Annotated in this window: 15 protein-coding genes; 8 read left to right on the top strand and 7 right to left on the bottom strand. The window is 70.2% G+C overall.

Features of this window, described 5'->3' with window-relative positions:
• Positions 1-16: 16 nt before the first annotated feature.
• From NLX85_RS33550 to NLX85_RS25450, 4 genes are all read right to left on the bottom strand, one after another.
• The gene (locus NLX85_RS33550) at positions 17-769 is read right to left on the bottom strand and encodes a helix-turn-helix transcriptional regulator (RefSeq protein WP_254339201.1); all 753 of its coding nucleotides are present in this window, start codon (positions 767-769) and stop codon (positions 17-19) included.
• 199 nt (positions 770-968) lie between these two features.
• Entirely contained in the window at positions 969-1,388 is a 420-nt protein-coding gene (locus NLX85_RS25460; RefSeq protein ID WP_254339199.1) for a PPOX class F420-dependent oxidoreductase, read from the bottom strand.
• A gap of 64 nt (positions 1,389-1,452) precedes the next feature.
• Positions 1,453-2,658: a serine hydrolase gene (locus NLX85_RS25455; RefSeq protein ID WP_254339197.1), complete on the bottom strand. Its 1,206-nt coding sequence runs from the start codon at positions 2,656-2,658 to the stop codon at positions 1,453-1,455.
• Positions 2,655-3,380: a helix-turn-helix domain-containing protein gene (locus tag NLX85_RS25450; protein ID WP_254339195.1), complete on the bottom strand. Its 726-nt coding sequence runs from the start codon at positions 3,378-3,380 to the stop codon at positions 2,655-2,657. Before NLX85_RS25450 ends, NLX85_RS25455 begins: the two co-directional genes overlap by 4 nt.
• Before the next feature lie 183 nt (positions 3,381-3,563).
• On the opposite strand from NLX85_RS25450, the gene NLX85_RS25445 reads away from it, so the two are divergent.
• Complete coding sequence (locus NLX85_RS25445; protein WP_254339193.1) at positions 3,564-3,965, top strand: hypothetical protein; 402 nt, start codon at positions 3,564-3,566, stop codon at positions 3,963-3,965.
• A gap of 103 nt (positions 3,966-4,068) precedes the next feature.
• Here NLX85_RS25445 and NLX85_RS25440 read toward each other — a convergent pair whose 3' ends face one another.
• Complete coding sequence (locus NLX85_RS25440; protein WP_254339191.1) at positions 4,069-4,551, bottom strand: nitroreductase/quinone reductase family protein; 483 nt, start codon at positions 4,549-4,551, stop codon at positions 4,069-4,071.
• 338 nt (positions 4,552-4,889) lie between these two features.
• On the opposite strand from NLX85_RS25440, the gene NLX85_RS25435 reads away from it, so the two are divergent.
• Together NLX85_RS25435 and NLX85_RS25430 are read left to right on the top strand one after the other, a co-directional pair.
• Positions 4,890-7,268, top strand: a complete 2,379-nt coding sequence (locus NLX85_RS25435; RefSeq protein ID WP_254339458.1) for a ricin-type beta-trefoil lectin domain protein — start codon at positions 4,890-4,892, stop codon at positions 7,266-7,268.
• A gap of 34 nt (positions 7,269-7,302) precedes the next feature.
• Positions 7,303-8,415: an RICIN domain-containing protein gene (locus tag NLX85_RS25430; RefSeq protein ID WP_254339190.1), complete on the top strand. Its 1,113-nt coding sequence runs from the start codon at positions 7,303-7,305 to the stop codon at positions 8,413-8,415.
• 175 nt (positions 8,416-8,590) lie between these two features.
• On the opposite strand, the gene NLX85_RS25425 is transcribed toward NLX85_RS25430, so the two are convergent.
• Together NLX85_RS25425 and NLX85_RS25420 are read right to left on the bottom strand one after the other, a co-directional pair.
• Positions 8,591-10,075 carry an endo-1,4-beta-xylanase gene (locus NLX85_RS25425; protein WP_254339188.1) on the bottom strand — a complete coding sequence of 495 codons (1,485 nt, stop codon included), beginning with the start codon at positions 10,073-10,075 and terminating at the stop codon, positions 8,591-8,593.
• Between the two features lie 39 nt (positions 10,076-10,114).
• Positions 10,115-12,223, bottom strand: coding sequence for a family 43 glycosylhydrolase (locus tag NLX85_RS25420; protein WP_254339186.1), 2,109 nt, complete (start codon positions 12,221-12,223; stop codon positions 10,115-10,117).
• A gap of 380 nt (positions 12,224-12,603) precedes the next feature.
• On the opposite strand from NLX85_RS25420, the gene NLX85_RS25415 reads away from it, so the two are divergent.
• The 5 genes from NLX85_RS25415 to NLX85_RS25390 all read left to right on the top strand — a co-directional run bounded on the left by NLX85_RS25415 (position 12,604) and on the right by NLX85_RS25390 (position 22,231).
• Complete coding sequence (locus NLX85_RS25415) at positions 12,604-14,193, top strand: sigma-70 family RNA polymerase sigma factor (RefSeq protein ID WP_254339456.1); 1,590 nt, start codon at positions 12,604-12,606, stop codon at positions 14,191-14,193.
• 493 nt (positions 14,194-14,686) lie between these two features.
• Positions 14,687-16,060: an RICIN domain-containing protein gene (locus NLX85_RS33545; protein WP_308210813.1), complete on the top strand. Its 1,374-nt coding sequence runs from the start codon at positions 14,687-14,689 to the stop codon at positions 16,058-16,060.
• 53 nt (positions 16,061-16,113) lie between these two features.
• Complete coding sequence (locus NLX85_RS25400; RefSeq protein ID WP_254339184.1) at positions 16,114-18,504, top strand: ricin-type beta-trefoil lectin domain protein; 2,391 nt, start codon at positions 16,114-16,116, stop codon at positions 18,502-18,504.
• A gap of 39 nt (positions 18,505-18,543) precedes the next feature.
• Positions 18,544-20,379: a family 43 glycosylhydrolase gene (locus NLX85_RS25395; RefSeq protein WP_254339182.1), complete on the top strand. Its 1,836-nt coding sequence runs from the start codon at positions 18,544-18,546 to the stop codon at positions 20,377-20,379.
• A 328-nt stretch (positions 20,380-20,707) separates the two neighbouring features.
• Complete coding sequence (locus tag NLX85_RS25390; RefSeq protein ID WP_254339181.1) at positions 20,708-22,231, top strand: non-reducing end alpha-L-arabinofuranosidase family hydrolase; 1,524 nt, start codon at positions 20,708-20,710, stop codon at positions 22,229-22,231.
• Positions 22,232-22,342: the final 111 nt, after the last annotated feature.

The raw sequence follows: 22,342 nt of genomic DNA, 5'->3' as shown, positions 1-22,342 counted from the left end.
GCGCTGACTCACGACATCAGTCGGTGAGTTCGGGCGGGCAGGCCCGGCCGAGCACCATGCCCCCCTCCCATCGGGTCGCGACGCCGAAGGCGTCCAGCAGCCGACCGATGTCGCTGGTCACGGTTCGGGGCGACACACCGAGCCGGCGGGCGATGGTGGCGTCCTTGGCGCCTCGGCCGAGCAGTGCGGCCACCTCCACCTGCCGCTCGGTGAGCGGCACGACCCCCGGGGCATCGCGGATCGGCACGGCCCGCTGGCGGGTCTCCCACCACAGGTCGCAAAACCCCATCACCAGGTCCGAGTCGCGGCAGAGCCACGCGGTCGGACGCCCGTCCGGGGTGGGCGGACCGGAGAACAGCCCGACTCGCTCGTCGATGACGATGCCGTTCGTCCACACCGTCGGGGCCACCCAGGTGTCGGGGTGCGCGATCGCCACCAGCGACAGGTGCTGGACCGGCCTGGTGATCATGTGGCCGCGAATGCCGCGGGCCCGCGTGCGCTCGTTGGGCTCCCGCTCCCGCCGCTGAGGGTCGAACACCGATCTGGCGTTGAGGTTGTACACCACCGAGGAGGTGGCCCGCTCCAGCACCTTGAGCCGTTCGAGGATCGCCGGCAGCCCCTCGGCGAAGAGCCGCAGCCGTCCGCCGGTCGACGCCGGGTCCGCAGCGGTGATCCGGGCGAGCACCCTCGCCTGCAACGCCCACGACCGGGCAGCCAGTTCGTCCAGCTCGGGCGGTTCTTCGCCCCTTGTCAGCGTCGACTCACCCACCGCAGTACCCCTCCGGATCGCTCCGACGGTCAGCCTCGCACAGCGCCGCAACCGCCGCCGGGCATCACCGCACGACCGAACGACGATCCGGTTGGCCTCGCTCGCCGTGTCGGGTCCCGGAAAGGCGCGCCGCGACGGCCTGGTGAAACAGCACGACCGCGCCGCTGAGGTCGCGGCCCAGGTTCGCGAGGTGGCGGCGTCAGCCGATCTGGTTGTTGTCCTTCAGCGCACCCCACCCGTGCCAGCGGTCGATCTCGATCAGAGCGCTGACCCGGCGGCGGTCCCGCCGCGGATACGCCCTCCCCGTGTAGTGCTCGGCGAGCCGGTCGATGTCGGCGAGGTCCTCGTCGTCGCGGAGTTCGACGACGCGCCCGACGATCGTGACGTGGGTGTACCAGGCCTGCTCGTCCAGCACCGTCAGGGTGACCCGCGGGTCGTTGCGGATGTGGTCCAGCCGGCGGCGGCCCTCGTCCATGTTCACCAGGATCCGGCCGTGGTCCCACAGATACCAGGTGGCCGCGGAGACCGGCTGACCATCGGGTCGGAGCGTGGCGACGACCGCGGGGTTCGCCTTCCGGAGCATGGTGATCGCAGGTTCGGGCAGCGGCGGCTTCGACATGGCTCTCCTCTTCGCACAAGCGTGACCTCCGCAATGTACGCAACCGCCGGGCCACTCGGGCGGGCTACGGTTTGGCCGCCGCGCGCGCCGCCCTCCGTCGCCACGGGACCGCCAGGAGCAGGACGGCCAGGGCACCGGCGGCGCCGGAGCCGAGGATGATCAGCCACGACATCGACCGCCCGGTCCGGGCCTGCCCATGCTGCTCGGCCCTGACCTGGGCAACGGGACGGTCGGGCTTCTTCTCGTCCGGTGTCACCAGGCGACCGACGGACGCGTCGGGAGAGAGCGCGAAACCCCAGTTCAGCAGTGCCGCCGCCTCGCCCAGGCTGCCCAGCGGCGCGGTCTCCGCGCCGAGCAGGGTGACGGCGAGCCGCCGGCCGTCGCGTTCGGCCACCCCCACGTACGTCTGCCGTGCCAGGTCGGTGAAGCCCGTCTTCCCGCCGAGCGTTCCCGGGTAGTGGTCCAGCAGCGTGTTGTCGTGGGTGATGGCGAAGCCGGGCCGTCCCGGCTCGGCCGGTATCTCCGCCACCCGGGTGGCGGCGTACCGCCGGAAGTCCGCGCGGGCGTAGGCGGCGCGCGCGATCAGCGCCAGGTCGTACGCGCTGGTGTACTGACCGGGACCGTCCAGCCCGGAGGGTGTCGCCGCGTGGGTCTGGTTGGCGCCCAGGCGGTGAGCCTCCTCGTTCATCGCCCGCACACCGCCCTGCCGGCCGGCGGCGCCGCCCCCGACGCGGGCCAGCACGTTGGCGGCGTCGTTTCCCGATCTGAGGAGGAGGCCCAGCCACAGGCTCTCGATCGAGTAGCGGCCGCCCGGCACCAGCCCCATCACCGAACTGGCCGGATCGAGATCCTGGAGGTCCGCCCGCGTCACCTCGACCACCTGTTTCGGGTCGAGATGGGGCATCAGGGCCGCGGCGAGGAGCATCTTCTGCACACTGGCCGGCGTCCGGTGTTCGTGCGGGCCGCATCCGCCCAGCACCGTGCCACTGTCGAGGTCGGCCACGACCCACGAGGTGGCGGTCACCGCCGGGGCGGCCGGCGCACCGGCCGGAATGGACAGTCCGGCCGTGGCCAGCGACTGGCCGCCGACGGCCCGGTCGGCGGGCCCGACCGGCGGCGGCGACGGTGCGGCGGGCGGCGGCACCGGCGGCTTCACGGCCGGGCAGGGCACGTACGGCGCGACCGCCCGCGCCGGGGACGCGGACGCGGACGCGACGGGTGTGGTCACCAGGGCGCTGAGGGCCACCGCGACGATGCGAATGATGGTCACGTCAATGCACCGTAATCGCCAAGCATGCGGGCACGGCCCGGTTGCAGAAAGTGGTCCGGGGAGGGCGAGAATTCCGGCCTCGGCCCGGCCGGCACTCCTTCGGTCGGCTTGTGCCCTTCCGCGAGGCTCCGCCGGGTGACGATCGGCGCTCCGGACGGTGAATCGGCACAGGGCGGGACGTCCTCCGGGCCCACCGGAACTACGCGGTGAGGCCAGGAGGGGATGCGCGGCAGTCCATCGCTCATTCCGTGGCGCCGGATGACAGACGAGGTCAGGTTCGGCTGGACGCCCCGAACAGGTAGCGCAGCTCGTCCATCATGACGACCAGCACACCGGTGAGCAGACCGCCGGCGGCCGCGGCGAGCGGGCCGGTAGCCCATGTCGCGCACCGAGCGGGTGAACTCGCGGTACGCGTCCCGGCCGGAGACCTTGCCGACCGCCGCCGCCAGCAGGACCGTGCCGAGCAGCACCCGGCACCCGAGGATCAGCTCCGGCGCCGCGGCGCGGCGGACCGAGGCGACGATCGCCTGGACCCGGTTGCGCGGCCCGGTGGGCGGATCGGTCGGCCAGAGTCCGTCGATCAGGCGGTCGACCGAGACGATACGTCCGTGGTGGGCGGCCAGGCTCGCGACGAGTGCCCGTTCCAGCGGGGCGAGCGACACGGCTGCCCCGTCGACGTCCAACTCGATCCGTCCGAGGATGCCGATCCGATACCCGCGCACCGCGCACCGCTAGCGCGGCGTCCACCCGTCGCGCTCGGGCCGGCCGGTGATCTTGCCGGCCGTCCATTGTGGGATCATGGCGGCTCATGCGCGCGGTCTCCGCGCCGGAGCATCTGGGAGGAACGTGTGCGCGGATCAGCGCGACGACTGGCCATTGCGATTCTCGCCGCGACCGTTGCCGCGATGACACTCGCCTCGCCCGCGCAGGCAGCGACGAATCCGTTCACCGCGGCCCAGGCGTGCAACAACGACTTCGGTGGCTCGTGGGCCTACGCCAGTGACGGTCACCGGTCGATCTACGCCTCGGACGGCACCAAGGTGGGCGACGTCTACCTGATGTACAACGGCGCCAGCGGCTACAACTGTGTCGCCACCCTCAAGCGGGTCGCCGTCGGCTCGACGACCGGCGTCTCCGCGGGGATCCGGGTGGAGGGCGGCTCCTGGGTCGACGACTCCGGGAGCTTCAAGTACTACGCCGCGATCCAGCGCTCCGCCGTCGACAGGTGTGTGATGTACCGCGGTGAGGTCCTGTACGGCACCAGTTGGCAGGGCGCCGGCCGGTCCAGCTGGGGCAACTGCGGCTGAGCCACCGCCACCACCGCCGTCGGCCACCCGGCCGGTTCGAGGACGAGCCCGTTGATCACGCCTCGAACCGGCCGCGGGCCGGCGGGACCGCCGCGGTGCCGGGTCAACTGGGCCGGCGCTCGACCCGGAACACGGGGTAGCGCGCGGCGACGGCTTCGAATTCGCTCACGGGTGCGGCCGGGTCCACCGGGATGTGCGGGCGAGCTCCCGGCGCCTTCTGCAGGTAGCGCCGCAGAATCGGCGCGCGGTCGCCGGCCGGCACCTCGACCAACCGGCAGGGCGTTCGACGGCGCCGGAGGATGACCGCCCGGCCACCGTTGGCGCGCACGTTGCGGACCCAGTTGCACTGCTCGCCGAGCATCGACACCAGGAACCAGTGGCCGTCGTGGTCGGCCATGCCCAGCGGGTAACCGGTGACCCGGCCGGTGCGACGTCCCGGGACCTCCAACGTCACCCACCGCTTCGGTGCCAGACCGAGGCGGAACACCGCCGCCCAGAACCGCGCGAACCGCCGGGCCGTGGCATCGCCCCGGCCGCCGGCGTACATTCGCCGGGCCGCGCTGTCCGACACCAGCCATCCGGCCATTCCGACTCCTCAAGGGACACCCCGATCGTACCGTGCTGACCTGGTCGCCGGCAGTGCGGCGGCGACCAGATCGTCGCTCACGAGCTCGTCGTGGCGCAGGTGGTCGGCCTTCGGGTGCGGCGTCACCGAGGCCGATGTGCTTTAATCAGTCAGCATCGATGTTATCGATAACACTTGGTCGACTGGTTCCCGCCCTCAGCGCTGCGGCGGCCGGGACAGCCAGGAAGCACCGCCCTGAGAACCTCCTTCCCCCGTCGACACCGAGCCGGGTGCTCGTGGCCATCGAAGGGATCCACCCCATGTCTCGCCTGAAGAAGCCCCTCGTCGGTTCACGACCCATGGCGGCGCTGGCCGCTGCGATTCTGGCCGCCGCCGGTGTGCTGGCGGCGACCGCGGCTCCGGCCCGGGCCGCGACGTCGATCACCGTCAACGGAACCTCCGGCGGGCAGACGTTCGACGGTGTGGGAGCGGTCAGCGGCGGTGGCGGCAACAGTCGACTGCTCATCGACTACCCGGAGCCGCAGCGTGGCCAGATCCTCGACTACCTGTTCAAGCCCGGCTACGGCGCGGCCCTGCAGATCCTCAAGGTGGAGATGGGCGGGGACACCAATTCGACAAGCGGGTCCGAGCCGAGCCACGAGCACTTCCGCGGCGACCTCAACTGCAACCGTGGATACGAGTGGTGGATCATGGAGCAGGCCAAGGCTCGCAATCCGAACATCAGGTTGGCGGCGCTGCCCTGGGGCGCCCCGGGGTGGATCGGCAACGGCACCTTCATGTCCCAGGACATGATCAACTATTTCCTGGACTGGCTCGGCTGTGCCCGGCAGCACAACCTGACCATGGATTACATCACCGCCGTGCAGAACGAGAAGCAGACCGACGCCAGTTGGACCATCAGCCTGCGCAACGCGCTGAACAGCAACGGCTACAGCAGCGTGAAGATAATCTTCGGTGACGACTACCCGGGCAGCTGGGGGCCGGCCAACGCGGTGGCGAGCAACGCCACGCTGCGGAACAGCATCGACGTGCTCAGCGGCCACTACCCGTGTGGCTACCTCAGCGCCCAGACCTCGTGCTCGGTGTCGTCGACCGCCACGAGCACGGGAAAGACGCTGTGGAACAGCGAGGGCGGGTCGCAGGACTACAACGACGGGGCCAAGCCGCTGGCCCGGGGCATCAACCGCGGTTACCTCGACGGGAGGATGGTCGCCTACCTCAACTGGGACCTGATCGCCGCCATCACCCCGAACCTACCGTGGGCCACCGTCGGGTTGGTCCTGGCCAACCAACCGTGGTCGGGCTGGTACTCGGTCGGCAAGAACAGTTGGGCCCTGGCCCACACGACCCAGTTCACCGCGCCGGGATGGCGGTACCTGGACTCGTCCAGCGGCTACCTCGGCGGCAACCGCAACAACGGCAGCTACGTGTCGCTGAAGTCGACCAACAACAGCGACTACAGCACCATCATCGAGACCATGGACGCCACCAGCGCCCAGCAGCTCAACGTCAGCGTCACCGGCGGCCTGTCCACCGGCCAGGTTCACGTGTGGGCGACCAACCTGAACTCGAACAGCACGAACGACTTCTTCGTGCACACCAGCGACATCACCCCGTCGGGCGGCACCTTCTCGCTGACCGTCCAGCCCGGCCATCTCTACAGCATCACGACCACCACCGGCCAGGGCAAGGGCACCGCCACCAGTCCCGGCCAGGGCTCGCTGAACCTCCCGTACAGCGACGACTTCGACAGCTACGCCAGCGGTCGGATGCCGAGATACCTGCAGGACATGCAGGGCGCCTTCGAGACCGTCCCCTGCGGCGGTGGGCGGTCCGGCGGGTGCCTGCGCCAGATGTCGCCGCAGGCCCCGATCACCTGGAAGACCCTCGCCGACCCCGCGACCTACGGCGGAAACCTGAACTGGGGCAACTACACCGTCTCCGCCGACGTCATGCTCGAGAAGTCCGGCTACGCCCAACTGGAGGGCCGTGTCGGCACCACGAACCTGGATCCCATCGGCCGCTACAACGCCTACTTCCTGCGCGTCACCGACACCGGATCATGGTCGATCCTGCGTAACAACACCGCCGGACAGCTGACCACCCTGCGCAGCGGCACGGTCCCGCCGCTCGGCACCAACCGCTGGCACAGCCTCTCCCTCGGCTTCTCCGGCAGCACGATCACCGCCGGCATCGACGGCGCGACGGCCGGCACCGCCAGCGACTCCACCTTCGGCGCCGGCCAGGTCGGCTTCGGCACCAGCCAGGGTGAGACCGCCCAGTTCGACAACCTGTCCGTGGTGGCCGGTCCCGGCGGCAACCCGGGTGGCACCACGAGCCCGGTCCGCAACACCAACTCGGGCCGGTGCCTGGACGTACCCAACCAGTCCCAGACCAACGGCACGCAGGTGACGCTGTGGGACTGCAACGGCGGCGCCAACCAGCAGTGGACCTACACCACCGGCAAGCAGTTCCAGGTGTACGGCGGCAAGTGCCTCGACGCCAACAGCCAGGGCACCAGCCCCGGCACCAAGGTGATCATCTGGGACTGCAACGGCGGTGCGAACCAGCAGTGGAACGTCAACACGGACGGCACCATCACCGGTGTCCAGTCCGGCATCTGCCTGGCCCCCAACGGCGGCGGGACCGCCAACAGCACCCCGATCGTCCTGGCCGCCTGCAGCGGCGGCAACGACCAGAAGTGGAGCCGGGGCTGACGCCCCGCCGAGCGGCCACCGGAAAGGAACAATCATGCGAACAGCACGATGGCTCGCGGGGTGCGCCGCAACGGCCGTCCTCGTCAGCGGCCTGGTGGCCCAGCCCGGCCCGGCCGGCGCCGAGTCCAACGGTGGGGTACGGGTGATGCCGCTCGGCGACTCCATCACCGAGGGCACCCAGGTGCCGGGCGGCTACCGCATCGGCCTGTGGCAGCGCCTCGCCAACGGCCGGTACACCACCGACTTCGTCGGATCCCAGTACAACGGGCCCACCGCTCTCGGCGACCACGACCACGAGGGCCATCCCGGCTGGCGCATCGACCAGATCGACGCGAACATCGTCGGCTGGCTGAACACCTACCAGCCGCACACCGTTCTGCTGCACATCGGCACCAACGACATCCTGCAGAACTACAACGTCGCCGGCGCGCCGAACCGGCTCTCCACGCTGATCGACCACATCACGAGCACCGCCCCCGGCGCCGAGGTGTTCGTCGCGCAGCTGACCCCGTTGGCCAACAGCGGCCAGGAATCAGCCGTCCGCAGCTTCAACGCGGCCATCCCGGGCATCGTGCAGAGCAAGGTGAACGCCGGCAGGCGCGTCCACCTCGTCGACATGCACAGCGCCGTGACGACGGCCGACCTGATCGACGGCATTCATCCCACCGCGAACGGCTACGACAGGATGGCCGCCGTCTGGTACAGCGCCCTGCAGGCGGTGCCCGGCAGCATCGGCACCCCGGGTGGCACCGGTGGATCGGCCATCCAGGTCGTGGGCGCGCAGTCCGGGCGGTGCCTGGACGTGCCGAACGGCAGCACCACCAACGGCACGCAGGTGCAGTTGTACGACTGCTGGGGCGGCACCATGCAGCGCTGGACCTACACCTCGGCGAAGCAGTTGCAGGTGTACGGCACCAAGTGCCTGGACGCCGAGGGGGGTGCCGGCGCGAACGGCACCCGCGTGATCATCTGGGACTGCAACGGCGGTGCCAACCAGCAGTGGAACCTCAACGCCGGCGGCACCATCAGCGGCGTCCAGTCCGGACGCTGCCTGGATGCGTACAACTGGGGCACCGCCAACGGGACGAGGATCGTCCTCTGGGACTGCCACGGCGGCGCCAACCAGCAGTGGAGCCTGCGCGGCTGACAGCTCGCACAGCGTGGCCGGACGAGGGACGCCCTCGTCCGGCCACGGCCGGGCCGCGCCTGCCGGCCACGCGGATGTCCCGGTGCTCCCTGGGCGGGAGCACCTTGACATCCGGTTCAGCAGGCCGATCCTCTCGCGTTCGGGAAGGCGACGTCAGCTGCGTGACGCGCGCCCGTCACCCGACCCGGACGAGTTGCCATTGCTGGTTGGCGCCGTTCCAGTCGGTGTACTGGACGATGTTGGCGCCGTCGGTGGTGGCGGCACCCTGTACTTCGACGGCTTTGCCGCTGTTGCGGTTGAGGAGTCGGAGGTATCCGCCGGAGTCGGCGAGTTGGAACTGTTGGTTGGTGGCGTTGGCGTCGGTCCATTGGATGACGGGTGCGCCGTCGGTGGTGGCGCGGTTGGAGACGTCGAGGACCTTGCCGGAGTTGCGGGACTTGAGGCGGTAGTAGCCGCCGCCGGAGTCGACGAACTGCCATTGCTGGTTGGTGCCGTTGTTGCGGGTCCACTGGGTGATGCGGGCGCCGTCGGCGGTGGAGGCGCCGTAGACGTCGAGGGCCTTGCCGCTGTTGCGGTTGAGCAGCACGTACCAGGCACTCGTGTCGACCGGGCCCGGGGGCGGCGTGGTGCCGCCGGCGTTGAGGGCGTTCAGCACGGCGGTGTAGGCGGGCTTCTTGTTGCCGCTGCCGTCGAAGAGCAGCGGGTTGTCGCCGCCGCGCCAGGAGTCGCTGTCGCGGACGCCCCAGGTGGTGATGCCGGTGCAGCGGGTCACGGCCAGGCACGCCTTGGTGACGGCGGCGTACATGTTGGCCTGGTTGGAGCCCTGCGTGATGTCCAGCTCGGTGATCTGGACGTCGACGCCGAGGTCGGCGAAGCGCTGGAGATTTGCCTGGTAGTCGCCGGGCAGGGTGGTGCCCAGGTGGGACTGGAAGCCGACGCAGTCGATGGGTACGCCGCGGGCCTTGAAGTCGCGGACCATGTTGTAGACGCCTGTCGACTTCGCGTTGACCCCGTCGGTGTTGTAGTCGTTGTAGCAGAGCTTCGCGGCCGGGTCGGCGGCCCGCGCGGTGCGGAACGCGACCTCGATCCAGTCGTTGCCGGTGCGCTGGAGGTTGGAGTCGCGGCGGGCGCCGCTGCCGCCGTCGGCGAACGCCTCGTTGACGACGTCCCAGGCGTAGATCTGGCCGCGGTAGTGGGTAGCGACCTGGGTCACGTGGTTCATGGCGGCGTTGCGCAGGGCCGTGCCCGAGAGGCTCTGGGCCCAGCCGGGCTGTTGGGCGTGCCAGAGCAGGGTGTGCCCGCGGACCCGCATGTTGTGGGCCTGGGCGTGGGCGACGATCTGGTCGCCGCCGGTGTAGCGGAACTGGTTCTGGGACGGTTCGGTGGCGTCCCACTTCATCTCGTTCTCGGGCGTGACCGCGTTGAACTCACGGTCGAGGATGCCGGTGAACTGGCCGTCCGACAGCTTGAACGCCGGGACGGCGGCACCGAAGTAGCGTCCCTTCTCGGCGGCCGAGGCACCGAGCGTGGTGCCCGCGTCGGCGGAGCCGGCGATCACCAGTGGGGCGCCGACCGCGACCAGTGCGGCGGTCAGCAGGAGCAGGATCGCCCGAAGCCCCTGCGGGAGTCGCCATTGCGGCGGGCGGGGATGTTGCCTCATCTTCACACCTTTCGGGTTATGGCTGGTGGCGGTGCACGGTCAGGGGGTGGTCATGTCGAACCTGCGGACGGTGACGGCGCCACCGAGGGCCCGGGTGGCGTAGTTGAAGATCGCGTAGCGGTAGCCCATGAAGAACTGCCAGGCGTTGTTGAGGGTGAAGGCCGGGCCCAGGGGAGTGAAGGTGACGCCGTCGGTGCTGTAGGAGAACCGGGCCTGCCGGCCGGTTCCCGGGCGGATGTCCGCGGTGGCCCGCAGCCAGATCCGGCCGCCGGAGACCGCGGCGGATGCCGCCTCGGTGCCGGTTCCGGTGGTGTTCCAGCTGCCGTCCATGGTCAGGCCGTTGACGAGCGTGACCCGGGTGGCGCCGCCGTCGCGTCTGACGCCGATCCACGCCGAGGAGTCACGCAGCATCGCCAGGCCGGACCGGTCGCCGTCGGCCATGGCCGAGTAGTCCAGCTCCACGGTCGCCGTGGACGTCGGTCCCTGGATTCGGTGGGTGAGCGTGTTGCGGGCCGCGTACAGGTCGTTGGTGACGGTCGCGGTCTGCAGGCGCAGGCCACTGCCGGTCGACCACTTCGTGTTGTCCGGGTTGTGGTTCCACTCCCACTGCGGGCCGAGGCTGCTGCCGGTGAAGGTGTCCGCGCCGGTCATCGGGCGCACCGTCTTCGACGAGGCGGGGATGTTCGGCGCGGGGTAGCTGGCGCCCCAGGCCCCGTTGACGGTCTGCACGGTGGGCCACCCGTCGGCGGTCCACGTGATGGGCGCCAGGACCGGGACCCGGCCGCCCGGGTACGCGTCCTGGAACGCCATGTAGTACCAGTCGCCGTTCTGGGTCTGCACGAGGCCGCCCTGGTGCGGCACGCCTCCACCGGCGATCGGGCCAGGCATGTTGAGCAGCACCTGGTGCATCTCGTACGGGCCGAACGGGCTGCTGGACCGCAGGACGTACTGGCCGTTGGCGGGGCGGGTGAGGAAGATGTAGTAGTACCCGTTGCGCTTGTAGAACCGGGAGCCTTCGAGCGTGCCGACGCTCGACGGGGTGGTGAACACCTGCTGGGCGCGGACCTGGCTCAGCCCGTCGGCCGACAGTTGCGCCACACTGATGTTGGTGTTGCCGTAGGCGACGTACATGGTGTCGTTGTCGTCGACGAGCAGCCCGGCGTCGTAGTAGCAGTTGTTGATCTGCGAGCGCTTCTGCCAGGTGCCGTCGACGGCCGTCGAGGTGTACACGTACGTGCGGTTGAACTCGACGCAGCCGATCCAGTAGTACGTGCTGTTGCTCCCGCGGTAGTTGAAGGCCGATGCCCAGATGCCCTTGACGTACGCGCGTCCGCCGGTGAGGTTGTAGGCGCTGGAGCCGAAGTCGAGACTCGGCACCGAGTGCCCGGCGTACTCCCAGTGCACCAGGTCGTAGGAGCGCAGGATCGGCGCTCCGGGGGAGTAGTGCATGGTCGAGGCCGAGTAGTAGTAGGCGTCACCGACGCGGATGATGTCGCCGTCGGCGAAGTCCTGCCACACCACCGGATTCGTGTACGACGTGGCCGGCGGCGTCGACGTGGTGGGGGTCGGGCCGGTGGTGTCGACCCGGACGAGTTGCCATTGCTGGTTGGTGCCGTTCCAGTCGGTGTACTGGACGATGTTGGCGCCGTCGGTGGTGGCGGCACCCTGTACTTCGACGGCTTTGCCGCTGTTGCGGTTGAGGAGTCGGAGGTATCCGCCGGAGTCGGCGAGTTGGAACTGTTGGTTGGTGGCGTTGGCGTCGGTCCATTGGATGACGGGTGCGCCGTCGGTGGTGGCGCGGTTGGAGACGTCGAGGACCTTGCCGGAGTTGCGGGACTTGAGGCGGTAGTAGCCGCCGCCGGAGTCGACGAACTGCCATTGCTGGTTGGTGCCGTTGTTGCGGGTCCACTGGGTGATGCGGGCGCCGTCGGCGGTGGAGGCGCCGTAGACGTCGAGGGCCTTGCCGCTGTTGCGGTTGAGCAGCACGTACCAGGCACTCGTGTCGACCGAGGCCGCGGCCGCCTCGGTGGCGTTCACCGCGGCGGCGGCGACGCTCGCCAGCAGCGTCACGGCGGCGGCGATGGCCAACCCCGGACGTCGGCCACGTCGGTGTCCTGCGGCCGGTGGGGCCGTGCCGTCGATGGTCATGGGTGTGTTCCCTCCGGTCGGGAATCGCTACTTGCTGTTAGCGCTAACAACAGATCGTCGGCGTGCGGTGTGGGTGGCGGTGGTCCGGGGATCCCGAGGTGTGCCGGCGGGCGCCGAAGGCACAGACAGCGGGGCCGTCAACGTTGCCAGAATGTTTCCCCGCATTCAAGAGCTAAGGCGTTGGTCGATGCGTTACGTCTCGTGCGGGATCTGCCATCGCTGCTGTTCCAGCAGGTCGACTTTTCGCCGTCATGCCTCATAACAGTTTTCCGGCCGCCAATTCTGCCGCGCATGCGGACGCGGAACAGCGGGGGTGCGCACCCCGGCCGCCCCTTCTTGACGCGGCCGCCGGAATCGAGTTGTGTGACTGCGACGTGAAGATGCGAGCTACCGGCACCAACGAGGCGGACCTCGTGGTCGCGGCGCAGGCGGGTGACCGGCGGGCCATGGACGAGTTGGTCGCGGCCGGCCTGCCGCTGGTCTACGCCCTCGTGCACCGCGCGCTGAGCGGGCATCCGGACACCGACGACGTCGTCCAGGACACCATGCTGCGCGCCGTCCGCCGGCTCCCGGAGCTGCACGCGCCGGAGAGCTTCCGGCCATGGTTGACCGCGATCGCCCTGCGCCAGCTCAGCACTCATCTGCACCGCCGGCAGGTCGCCGCCCGGCGGGCCGCCCCCCTGGACGAGGCGGCGGAGATGCCGGACGTCGAGGCCGCCTTCGAAGACCTGACGACGCTGCGCCTGGAGCTGTCCGGGCAGCGCCGGCAGCTCGTCCGGGCGAGTCGCTGGCTCGACCCGGACGATCGGGCGTTGCTGTCCCTGTGGTGGCTGGAGACGGCGGGAGAGCTGACCCGGGCCGACCTGGCGGCGGCCCTGGCTGTCAGCGTGGCGCACGCGGCGGTGCGGGTGCAGCGCATGCGTCATCAACTCGACGTGAGCCGCGAGCTGGTCGCCGCGCTGGAGGCCGGGCCGAGATGCGCCGGGCTGGAAGCCGCGGCGGCGGGGTGGGACGGCGTCCCGAGTCCGCTGTGGCGCAAGCGCCTGGCCCGGCACACCCGGTCCTGCGAACGCTGCGCACGCGCCACCACCGGCATGATCGCCGCGGAACGGCTGCTGCTCGGCATCGCCCTGCTCCCCGTTCCGGTCGGGCTCGCCGCCGTGCTGCTCGGCAGGGGCGCGCTCGGCGCGGCCGCCACGTCGACGGCCCTGTCCGGTGCGTTCGGCGGCGGATCCGGTGGTGTTGTCGGCGCGGGCGCCAAGGCCGGACTGCTCGCCCAGCTGCTCCAGGCGGTGGTGGCGCACCCCGTCATCGCGACCGTGGTGGCCGGTGCCGTCGCCACCGGCGCCGCGGTCACCGTGACGGTCCTGCCCACCCACCCGCGGCCCCCGGCATCCGCGCCGGTTGCGGCGCCGGCCTCGCCGTCCGGGCCACGCCCCGTCCCGTCCTCGGCGCCGGCGGCCGCCGTGCCCGAGCCGACACCACGGACGACTCCCGCCGCCAGACCCTCGGCCGGCCGTACCGCGTCCCTGACCGCCGGACGGCCCGTGTCGCTGGAGTCGGCCAACGGGACCGGACGGTACGTCGCCGCCGTCGACGGCCTCGGCGTCCTGATTCCGGTCGGTCCGGACAGCACCGGCGCGGCGCGCCGCCAGGCGACGTTCACGGTGCTCGCCGGCCTGGCCGACGCCGGCTGCTTCTCCTTCCGTGCCCGGGACGGCCGTTACCTGCGGCACTCGTCCTGGCGGCTGCGGCTCAGCCCCGTCGAGGGGACCGAGCTGTTCCGCGGTGACGCCACCTTCTGCACACGCGCCGGGGCGACCGCCTCCGCCACGGCGCTGGAAGCGTCGAACTATCCCGGCTGGTTCCTCCGGCACCGGGACGGGCAGCTGTGGGTGGACCAGGCGGACGGCACCGCCACCTTCCGCGCCGACAGCTCATTCCGGATCCGGCCCGCCCTGGCGGGCTGACCGCGCCCCTCGCCTCGGTCGGTGCGGGATGCCGCCGCACGTCCCGCAGATTGCCGAGCGTTTCGGTGATCGAAGGGCGGATCGCCTCCGCCTGCGCCAAACTCGCTCCGACGAAACGTCGTTCGCCGGCCGCGCGGGTGGCCGACCATGCCCAGGCATCGGTGATAACAGTTTCGGCACCCCGAATATCCACTCCGGGAGTGACGGGCTCGAACAATTCAAAATAGATGGCTTTCATTGCTGGCGGGCATCTGCTATCGCTAACATGCGTCCTGCGGGACTGAGCGGGACGTCGGAGCCGGGCGACGCGGCGCCCGCTCAGCCCCGGGGCGGCCCGGTTCAGCGTGCCCGCTGCACCGGCCGCGAGCCCTCGCACCTGCCTGCTCGCAGGTCACCTCGACGTGCTGACGCCACCACCGGCACCGGCACACGCACGCGGCGCGCGGCGCGCGGCCATCCTGCCGGCGCGCGAACCGCAGCAAAGGAGTGCTTCATGAAGGTCGACGGTGTGGCCCGTTCCACCGCTCCACACGGCCATCGCCGGCGGTCGCCACTGGCTGCCGCCACGGCGGCGGTCGTCGCGGCCGGCGCGCTCGTCACGGTGAACGCGGCACCCGCCTCGGCGGCGACGGTGGACACCAACGCCTCGTACGTCCTGGTCAACCGCAACAGCGGCAAGGCGCTGGACGTGTACGGCGCGTCGACGGCCGACGGCGCGCGGATCACCCAGTGGACCCGCAACAACGGCGCGAACCAGCAGTGGCAGTTCGTGGACTCCGGTGGCGGCTACTACCGACTGAGGTCCCGCGGCTCCGGCAAGGTCCTGGACGTCTCCGGCGGCTCCACCGCCGACGGCGCGCCGGTCGTGCAGTGGAGCGACCACAACGGCACCAACCAGCAGTTCCGGCTGGCCGACTCGTCCGGCAGCCACGTACGCCTCATCAACCGCAACAGCGGCAAGGCCGTCGAGGTCCAGAACGCCGCGACCACCGACGGCGCCGGCATCGTGCAGTACACCGACTGGAACGGCGCCAACCAGCAGTGGCAACTGGTCCCGGTGTCCGGCGACGGTGGCACCGGTGCGGGCTGCGGCAGGTCCCCTGGTCTGTCCAACGGCACCCACACGATCCAGAGCGGTGGCAAGAGCCGCAGCTACATCCTGCGCCTCCCCGGCAACTACGACAGCAACCGCCAGTACCGGTTGATCTTCGCGTTCCACTGGCGGGGTGGCACGGCCAACGAGGTCGACTCGGGCGGTACCAGCGGTGCCGCCTGGTCCTACTACGGCCAGTTGGAGCAGTCGAGCAACAGCGCCATCCTCGTGGCGCCGCAGGGCCTCGGCAACGGCTGGGCCAACTCCGGTGGCGAGGACGTCACCTTCGTCGATGACATGATCAGCCAGATCGAGGGTGCCCTCTGCGTCAACACCCGGCAGCTCTTCGCCCTCGGGTTCAGCTGGGGCGGCGGCATGAGCTACGCGCTGGCGTGCGCCCGGGCGAACGTCTTCCGGGCCGTCGCGGTCTTCAGCGGCGCCCAGATCAGCGGGTGCAGCGGCGGCACCCAGCCCGTCGCGTACTTCGGGCTGCACGGCATCGGCGACACGGTGCTCAGCATCTCCCAGGGCCGGGCGCTGCGCGACACCTTCGTCCGGACCAACGGCTGCACGCCGCAGAGCCCGCCCGAGCCCCCGGCCGGCAGTCGGACCCACATCACCACCGCCTACTCCGGCTGCCGGGCCGGCTACCCGGTGCAGTGGGCCGCGTTCGACAACGGGCACATGCCGGGCCCGGTGGACGGGACCTACGCGGAGAGCGGCGTCACGACGTGGACCAAGGGCGAGGTGTGGAGATTCTTCGCCCAGTTCTGACGCCCTGCCGCCCCGCCACACCCACCCACCATCGTGCCCCGACAGGAGACGCCGTGTCCGTACCCCCAGGCTCCACCAACCGCAGACGGGTGGCCGCCGGAGCGGCCGCGGTGGTCGTCACCACTGCGGCAACCGTGCTCGCCGCGGCCGCACCGGCCGCCGCGGCCACCACGATCCTCTACGCCGCGCCCTCCGGCACGGGCAGCACCTGCTCGGTCAGCCAACCGTGCTCGCTCACGGCTGCGCAGGCAGCGGTCCGTTCCCGCAACGCCGCGATGTCCGGCGACATCGTCGTGGAGCTGGCCGACGGCGTGTATCGGCTCGCCGCACCGTTGCGGCTGACGGCGGCCGACTCCGGCACCAACGGCTACACCGTCGTCTGGCGGGCCGCCGCGTCGACCCGGCCGGTCATCAGCGGCGCCAGGGCGGTCACCGGCTGGTCGCTCGCCGACGCCGGGAAGAACATCTGGCGGGCCAGCGTCGGCGCCGGGACCGACAGCCGGCAGCTCTACGTCAACGGCGCGGTCGCCACCCGTGCCCGGACGGCGGTGAACCGGTCCGACTTCACCTTCACCACGACCGGTATGCGGTTCAGCAGCGGCGCGCTGAGCTACCTGAACAACCTCGCCAACCAGAACCGGGTGGAGGTGGAGAGCGTCGGCTCGTTCACCGACCGGTACTCGCCGGTGCAGAGCATCGCCGCCAACTTCCTCACGATGCAGCAGCCGGCCTGGAACAACAACACCTTCGGCTACGACACCCTCAGCCGGCCGCACCGGGCCGGCCCGCTCCACCTCGGCAACGCGTACGAGTTCCTGGACTCGCCGGGGGAGTGGTACCTCGATCCTGGATCCGGCGCGCTCTCCTACATCCCGCTGGCCGGGCAGGACATGGCCACCGTCAGCGTGGAGCTGCCCGTGCTGCCGTCCCTGGTGAACATCGGCGGCACCTACGACGCGCCGGCGCACCACATCGCGTTCAGCGGGATCACCTTCAGCGGCACCAGCTGGCTCGGGCCCAGCAGCAACCAGGGCTTCGCCGACCAGCAGACCGGCGCCCACATCACCGGCACCTGGGCCCGGCCGGCCGACGCCCTGACCTCCTGCCAGGAGGGCTGCCAGCTGTTCGAGGCCACCCGGCCGAGCTGGAGCCAGATGCCGGCCGCCGTGCAGGTCTCCGCCGCCAACACCATCACCTTCAGCGATTCCCGGTTCGTCAACCTCGGCCAGACCGCGGTGGGCATCGGCAACGACGCCAACGCCCACGCCAGTGGCGTCGGCCTGGGCGCCAGCAACATCACGATCACCCGCTCCGAGATCGCCCGCAGCTCCGCCGGCGGCATCGTGGTCGGCGGTGTGCGCGCCGACGCCCATCACCCCAGCGACTCCCGGATGGTCAACCGGGACATCACCATCAGCGACAACCGGATCCACGACCTCGGCGTCGACTACCGGGGCGTCGTCTCCGTCCTCAGCACCTACGTCACCACGTCCACCGTCTCCCACAACGAGGTCTACAACATGCCGTACACCGGCATGTCCGTCGGCTACGGGTGGGGTGCCAACGATGCTGGCGGCAGCACCGAGTACGCCAACCGCGGCCTGTACAACTACCAGCCGCGATACACCACGTCGACCACCGCGTCCAACAACCGGCTCATCGGCAACTACGTCCACGACGTCATGCAGCAGATGACCGACGGCTCCTGCATCTACACCCTGTCGGCCAACCCCAACGGGCTGATCAGCGACAACTACTGTCTGCGGACCAACGGGTGGTTCGGGCTCTACTTCGACGAGGGCTCCCGCTACTACACCGCCCGCACCAACGTCTTCTCCGCCACCGGCACCTGGGCCACCGCCAACTACTGGGGCGGGGAGAACATGGGCAACTTCACCGTCACCGGCAACTGGTCGACCAACGGCAGCAGCAATGTGACCAACGGCGACCGCGGCAACGTGGTCTCCGGCAACACGACGGTCACCAACAACAGTTGGCCGTCGGGCGCGCAGGCGGTGATGGCCTCCGCCGGGGTGCCGGCCGGTGGCGGCCAGCAGAACGTGCTGATCGTCGGCGGCCAGTCGGGCCGGTGCGTGGAGATCGGCGGGTCCAGCACGGCCAACGGCACCCAGGCGCAACTCTGGGACTGCACCGGCGGCACCAACCAGCGGTGGACCTACACCGCCGGCAAGCAGGTGCAGGTGTACGGGAACAAGTGCCTCGACGCGTCCGGGCAGGGCACCGCCAACGGCACGCCGGTGATCATCTGGGACTGCAACGGCCAGGCCAACCAACAGTGGAACGTCAATGCCAACGGCACGGTGACCGGCGCCCAGTCGGGGCTGTGCCTGGACGCCAACGGCGCCGCGACGGCGAACGGCACGAAGCTCATCCTCTGGACGTGCAACGGGGGCGCGAACCAGCAGTGGGCCCTGCGCAACTGAGCCTCGTCAGTCAACAACCCGCAGCCATTGGAGGCAGCCATGAGGGTGTTCCCCACTCTTCCCGAAAGAGCGCGCATCCGGCGGGTCGTCGCCTGGGTCGCGGCGGTGCTCTGCGCCGCCGCTCTCGTCCCCGGCGTGGCCCGGGCGGACAACCCGATCGTCCAGCACATCTACACCGCCGACCCGGCTCCGCTCGTGCACAACGGCCGGGTGTACCTCTACACGGGTCACGACGAGGACGGCTCGACCTGGTTCACCATGAAGGAGTGGCGGGTCTGGTCGTCGGCCGACATGGTGAACTGGACCGACCACGGTTCCCCGCTCAACATCGCCAGCTTCAGCTGGGCCAGCGCAGACGCCTGGGCCGGCCAGGTCATCGCCCGCAACGGCAAGTTCTACTGGTACGTGCCCATGACCGTCCGGGCGACCGGCGCGAAGGGCATCGGGGTGGCGGTGGCCGACAGCCCGACCGGCCCCTTCCGTGACGCCATCGGCCGGCCGCTGGTCTCCAACGGCGAGATCGACCCGACCGTCTTCCTCGACAGCGACGGACAGGCCTACCTGTACTGGGGTAACCCCAACCTCTGGTACGTGAAGCTGAACCCGGACATGATCTCCTACTCGGGCAGTCCGACGAAGATTCCGCTCACCACCGCCGGATTCGGCACCCGCACCGGCGACGCGAACCGACCGACGCTGTTCGAGGAAGGTCCCTGGGTCTACAAGCGGAACGGCCTGTACTACAACGTCTTCGCGGCGAAGTGCTGCTCGGAGTTCATCGGCTACTCGACGGCCCCCGGCCCCACCGGGCCGTGGACCTACCGCGGGACGGTCATGCCGACCCAGGGCAGCAGCTTCACCAACCACCCCGGCGTCGTCGACTTCAACGGCGGGTCGTACTTCTTCTACCACAACGGCGCGCTCCCGGGCGGCGGCGGCTTCACCCGGTCGGTCGCCGTCGAGAGGTTCTCCTACAACGCCGACGGCTCGATCCCGACCATCACCATGACCAGCGCCGGTGCGCCCCAGATCGCCGCGGTCAACCCCTACACGCGTCAGGAGGCCGAGACGATCGCCTGGGAGTCGGGCATCGAGACCGAGGCCGCCAGCGAGGGCGGGATGGACGTCGGCTGGATCGAGAACGGCGACTACATCAAGGTCAAGGGGGTCGACTTCGGTGCGGGAGCCAGTTCGTTCACCGCGCGGGTGGCCTCGGCGACCAGCGGCGGCACCATCGAGCTGCGCCTCGACGGCACCGCCGGCCCGGTGGTGGGACGGTGCGCCGTCCCGGGTACGGGTGGCTGGCAGACGTGGGTGAACGCCTCCTGCGCCGTGACCGGCGCCGCCGGAACCCACGACCTGTACCTGCGGTTCACCGGCGGCAGCGGCAACCTCTTCAACGTCAACTGGTGGCAGTTCGGCGGAGCCGGCGGGGGGAACCTGATCGCCAACGGTGACGGCGAGAGCGGCACGTCGGGCTGGGGGGTCATGGGCGCCGGGACCCTGTCGTCGAACTCCGCGGTCGTCCACGGCGGCGCGGCGTCGCTCTCGGTCTCCGGGCGTACGGCGTCATGGAACGGTCCCAGTCAGGACGTGACCTCGAAGCTGACCAACGGCAGGAGCTACACCACCACCGTCTGGGCGCGGAGCCAGGGCGGGACGCCGACCGTGCGGGCGACCCTGGCCCTGACCGCCAACGGCACCACGAGCTACGTCTCCCTGACGCCGGGGACCGCGGTGAACGCCGACGGCTGGACGAAGCTCACCGGCACGACGGCGGTGTCCTGGAGCGGAACGCTCTCCGCCGCCACCTTCTACGTGGAGACGGCGTCCGGGACCGACGGCTTCTCCGTCGACGACGTTTCGCTCCAGTAGCGCGCGCCGCTGGCGCGTGTGGAGAGTGCCGATGTTAGCGCCAACATCAAACTTACTTCGGCGCCCTCCTGGCTCTCAGCAAGGCCATTTTGTATCGGAAACATTTCGACTTGACGAACGGAATGTTATCGCTCACTGTCGATGGACAAGGACGGCGACGCCAGTGGCTCACCGGGCAGGCCCGCTTCGTCCGACCTTGGCTCAGGCGCGGGCCAGCACACGCAGGCGAGCTGTCAGCGCTGACAACCCGACGTGTGCGTCCGGCCGTACGACGCGGTGCGCCCATCCGCGGGTGGACCGTTCGGCTCTTGGTCACAGAAGGAGGATCATGTCTGCCTTTGGTAGGGCTCCATCGGTCGCGCCGCCGTCGCGGCGGCGTGGGTGGTTGCCGCGGCTGGTCGCCGCCGGCGTGACGGCGGTGGTGGTCGGCGGTGCCGCCGCGGTGGCGCTGTCGACGCCCGCCGCCGCGGCGACGGTCGACACGAGCGCGTGGTACGTGCTGGTCAACCGCAACAGCGGCAAGGCCCTGGACGTGTACAACCTGGCCACGAATGACGGCGCGCGGATCGTGCAGTGGACGCGGAACAACGGCAACCAGCAGCAGTGGCAGTTCGTCGACTCCGGCGGCGGCTACTACCGGCTGCGGTCGCGGCTGTCCGGCAAGGTGCTCGACGTCTACAACTGGTCGACCGCCAACGGCGCCAACATCGTGCAGTGGACCGACGGCAACCAGGCCAACCAGCAGTTCCGGCTGGCCGACTCCGACAGCGGCTACGTCCGGTTGATCAACCGGAACAGCAACAAGGTAGTGGAGGTGCAGGGCGCCTCGACCGCCGACGGCGGGAGCATCGTCCAGTACGACGACTGGAACGGCGGCAACCAGCAGTGGCAGCTCGTCCGCGTCGACGGCGGGAGCAACCCCACCACGCCGCCGCCGGGCGGCTCGTGCACCCTTCCGTCGACGTACCGCTGGTCGTCGACCGGCGCGCTGGCGAACCCGAGGTCAGGGTGGGTCTCGCTCAAGGACTTCACAAACGTCGTGCACAACGGCCGGCACCTCGTCTACGCCACGACGCACGACACGGGAACGTCGTGGGGCTCGATGAACTTCAGCCCGTTCACGAACTGGTCCGACATGGCCTCGGCCAGCCAGAACGCGATGCCGTTCTCCGCTGTCGCGCCCACGCTCTTCTACTTCGCCCCGAAGAACATCTGGGTGCTCGCCTACCAGTGGGGTGGGACCGCCTTCTCCTACCGGACGTCGAGCGACCCCACCAACGTGAACGGGTGGTCCTCGCAGCAGACGCTCTTCACCGGGAGTATCTCCGGCTCCGGCACGGGACCGATCGACCAGACGCTCATCGGTGACAGCCAGAACATGTATCTGTTCTTCGCCGGGGACAACGGCAAGATCTACCGGGCCAGCATGCCCATCGGGAACTTCCCGGGCAACTTCGGCTCGAACTACACCACGATCATGAGTGATTCGACCAACAACCTGTTCGAGGGCGTTCAGGTCTACAAGATCCAGGGCCAGAACCAGTACCTCATGCTCGTCGAGGCTATCGGCTCCCAGGGGCGCTACTTCCGTTCGTTCACGGCCACCAGCCTGGGCGGTTCGTGGACGCCGCAGGCCGCGACCGAGGGCAACCCCTTCGCCGGCAAGGCCAACAGCGGCGCCACCTGGACCAACGACATCAGTCACGGTGACCTCGTGCGCAGCAACCCCGATCAGACGATGACCGTCGACCCCTGCAACCTGCAGTTGCTCTACCAGGGCCGGGCCACCAACTCCGGCGGGGACTACGGCCTCCTGCCGTACCGGCCGGGTGTGCTGACGTTGCAGCGCTAGTGGCGTGACCCAGGTCCGGCCCGGGTCGGCGTTCCCGAGACCCGGGGGCGGACCGGGCGGAACCGGAGCGGGCGGGCTCGGCGCAAGGCCGGGCCCGCCCGCCTGCGCCGC

It is taken from the genome of Micromonospora sp. A3M-1-15, from assembly GCF_024213425.1.
In the GTDB taxonomy this organism is placed as follows: domain Bacteria; phylum Actinomycetota; class Actinomycetes; order Mycobacteriales; family Micromonosporaceae; genus Micromonospora; species Micromonospora chersina.
This window is presented reverse-complemented; position numbering and strand designations above follow the sequence as displayed.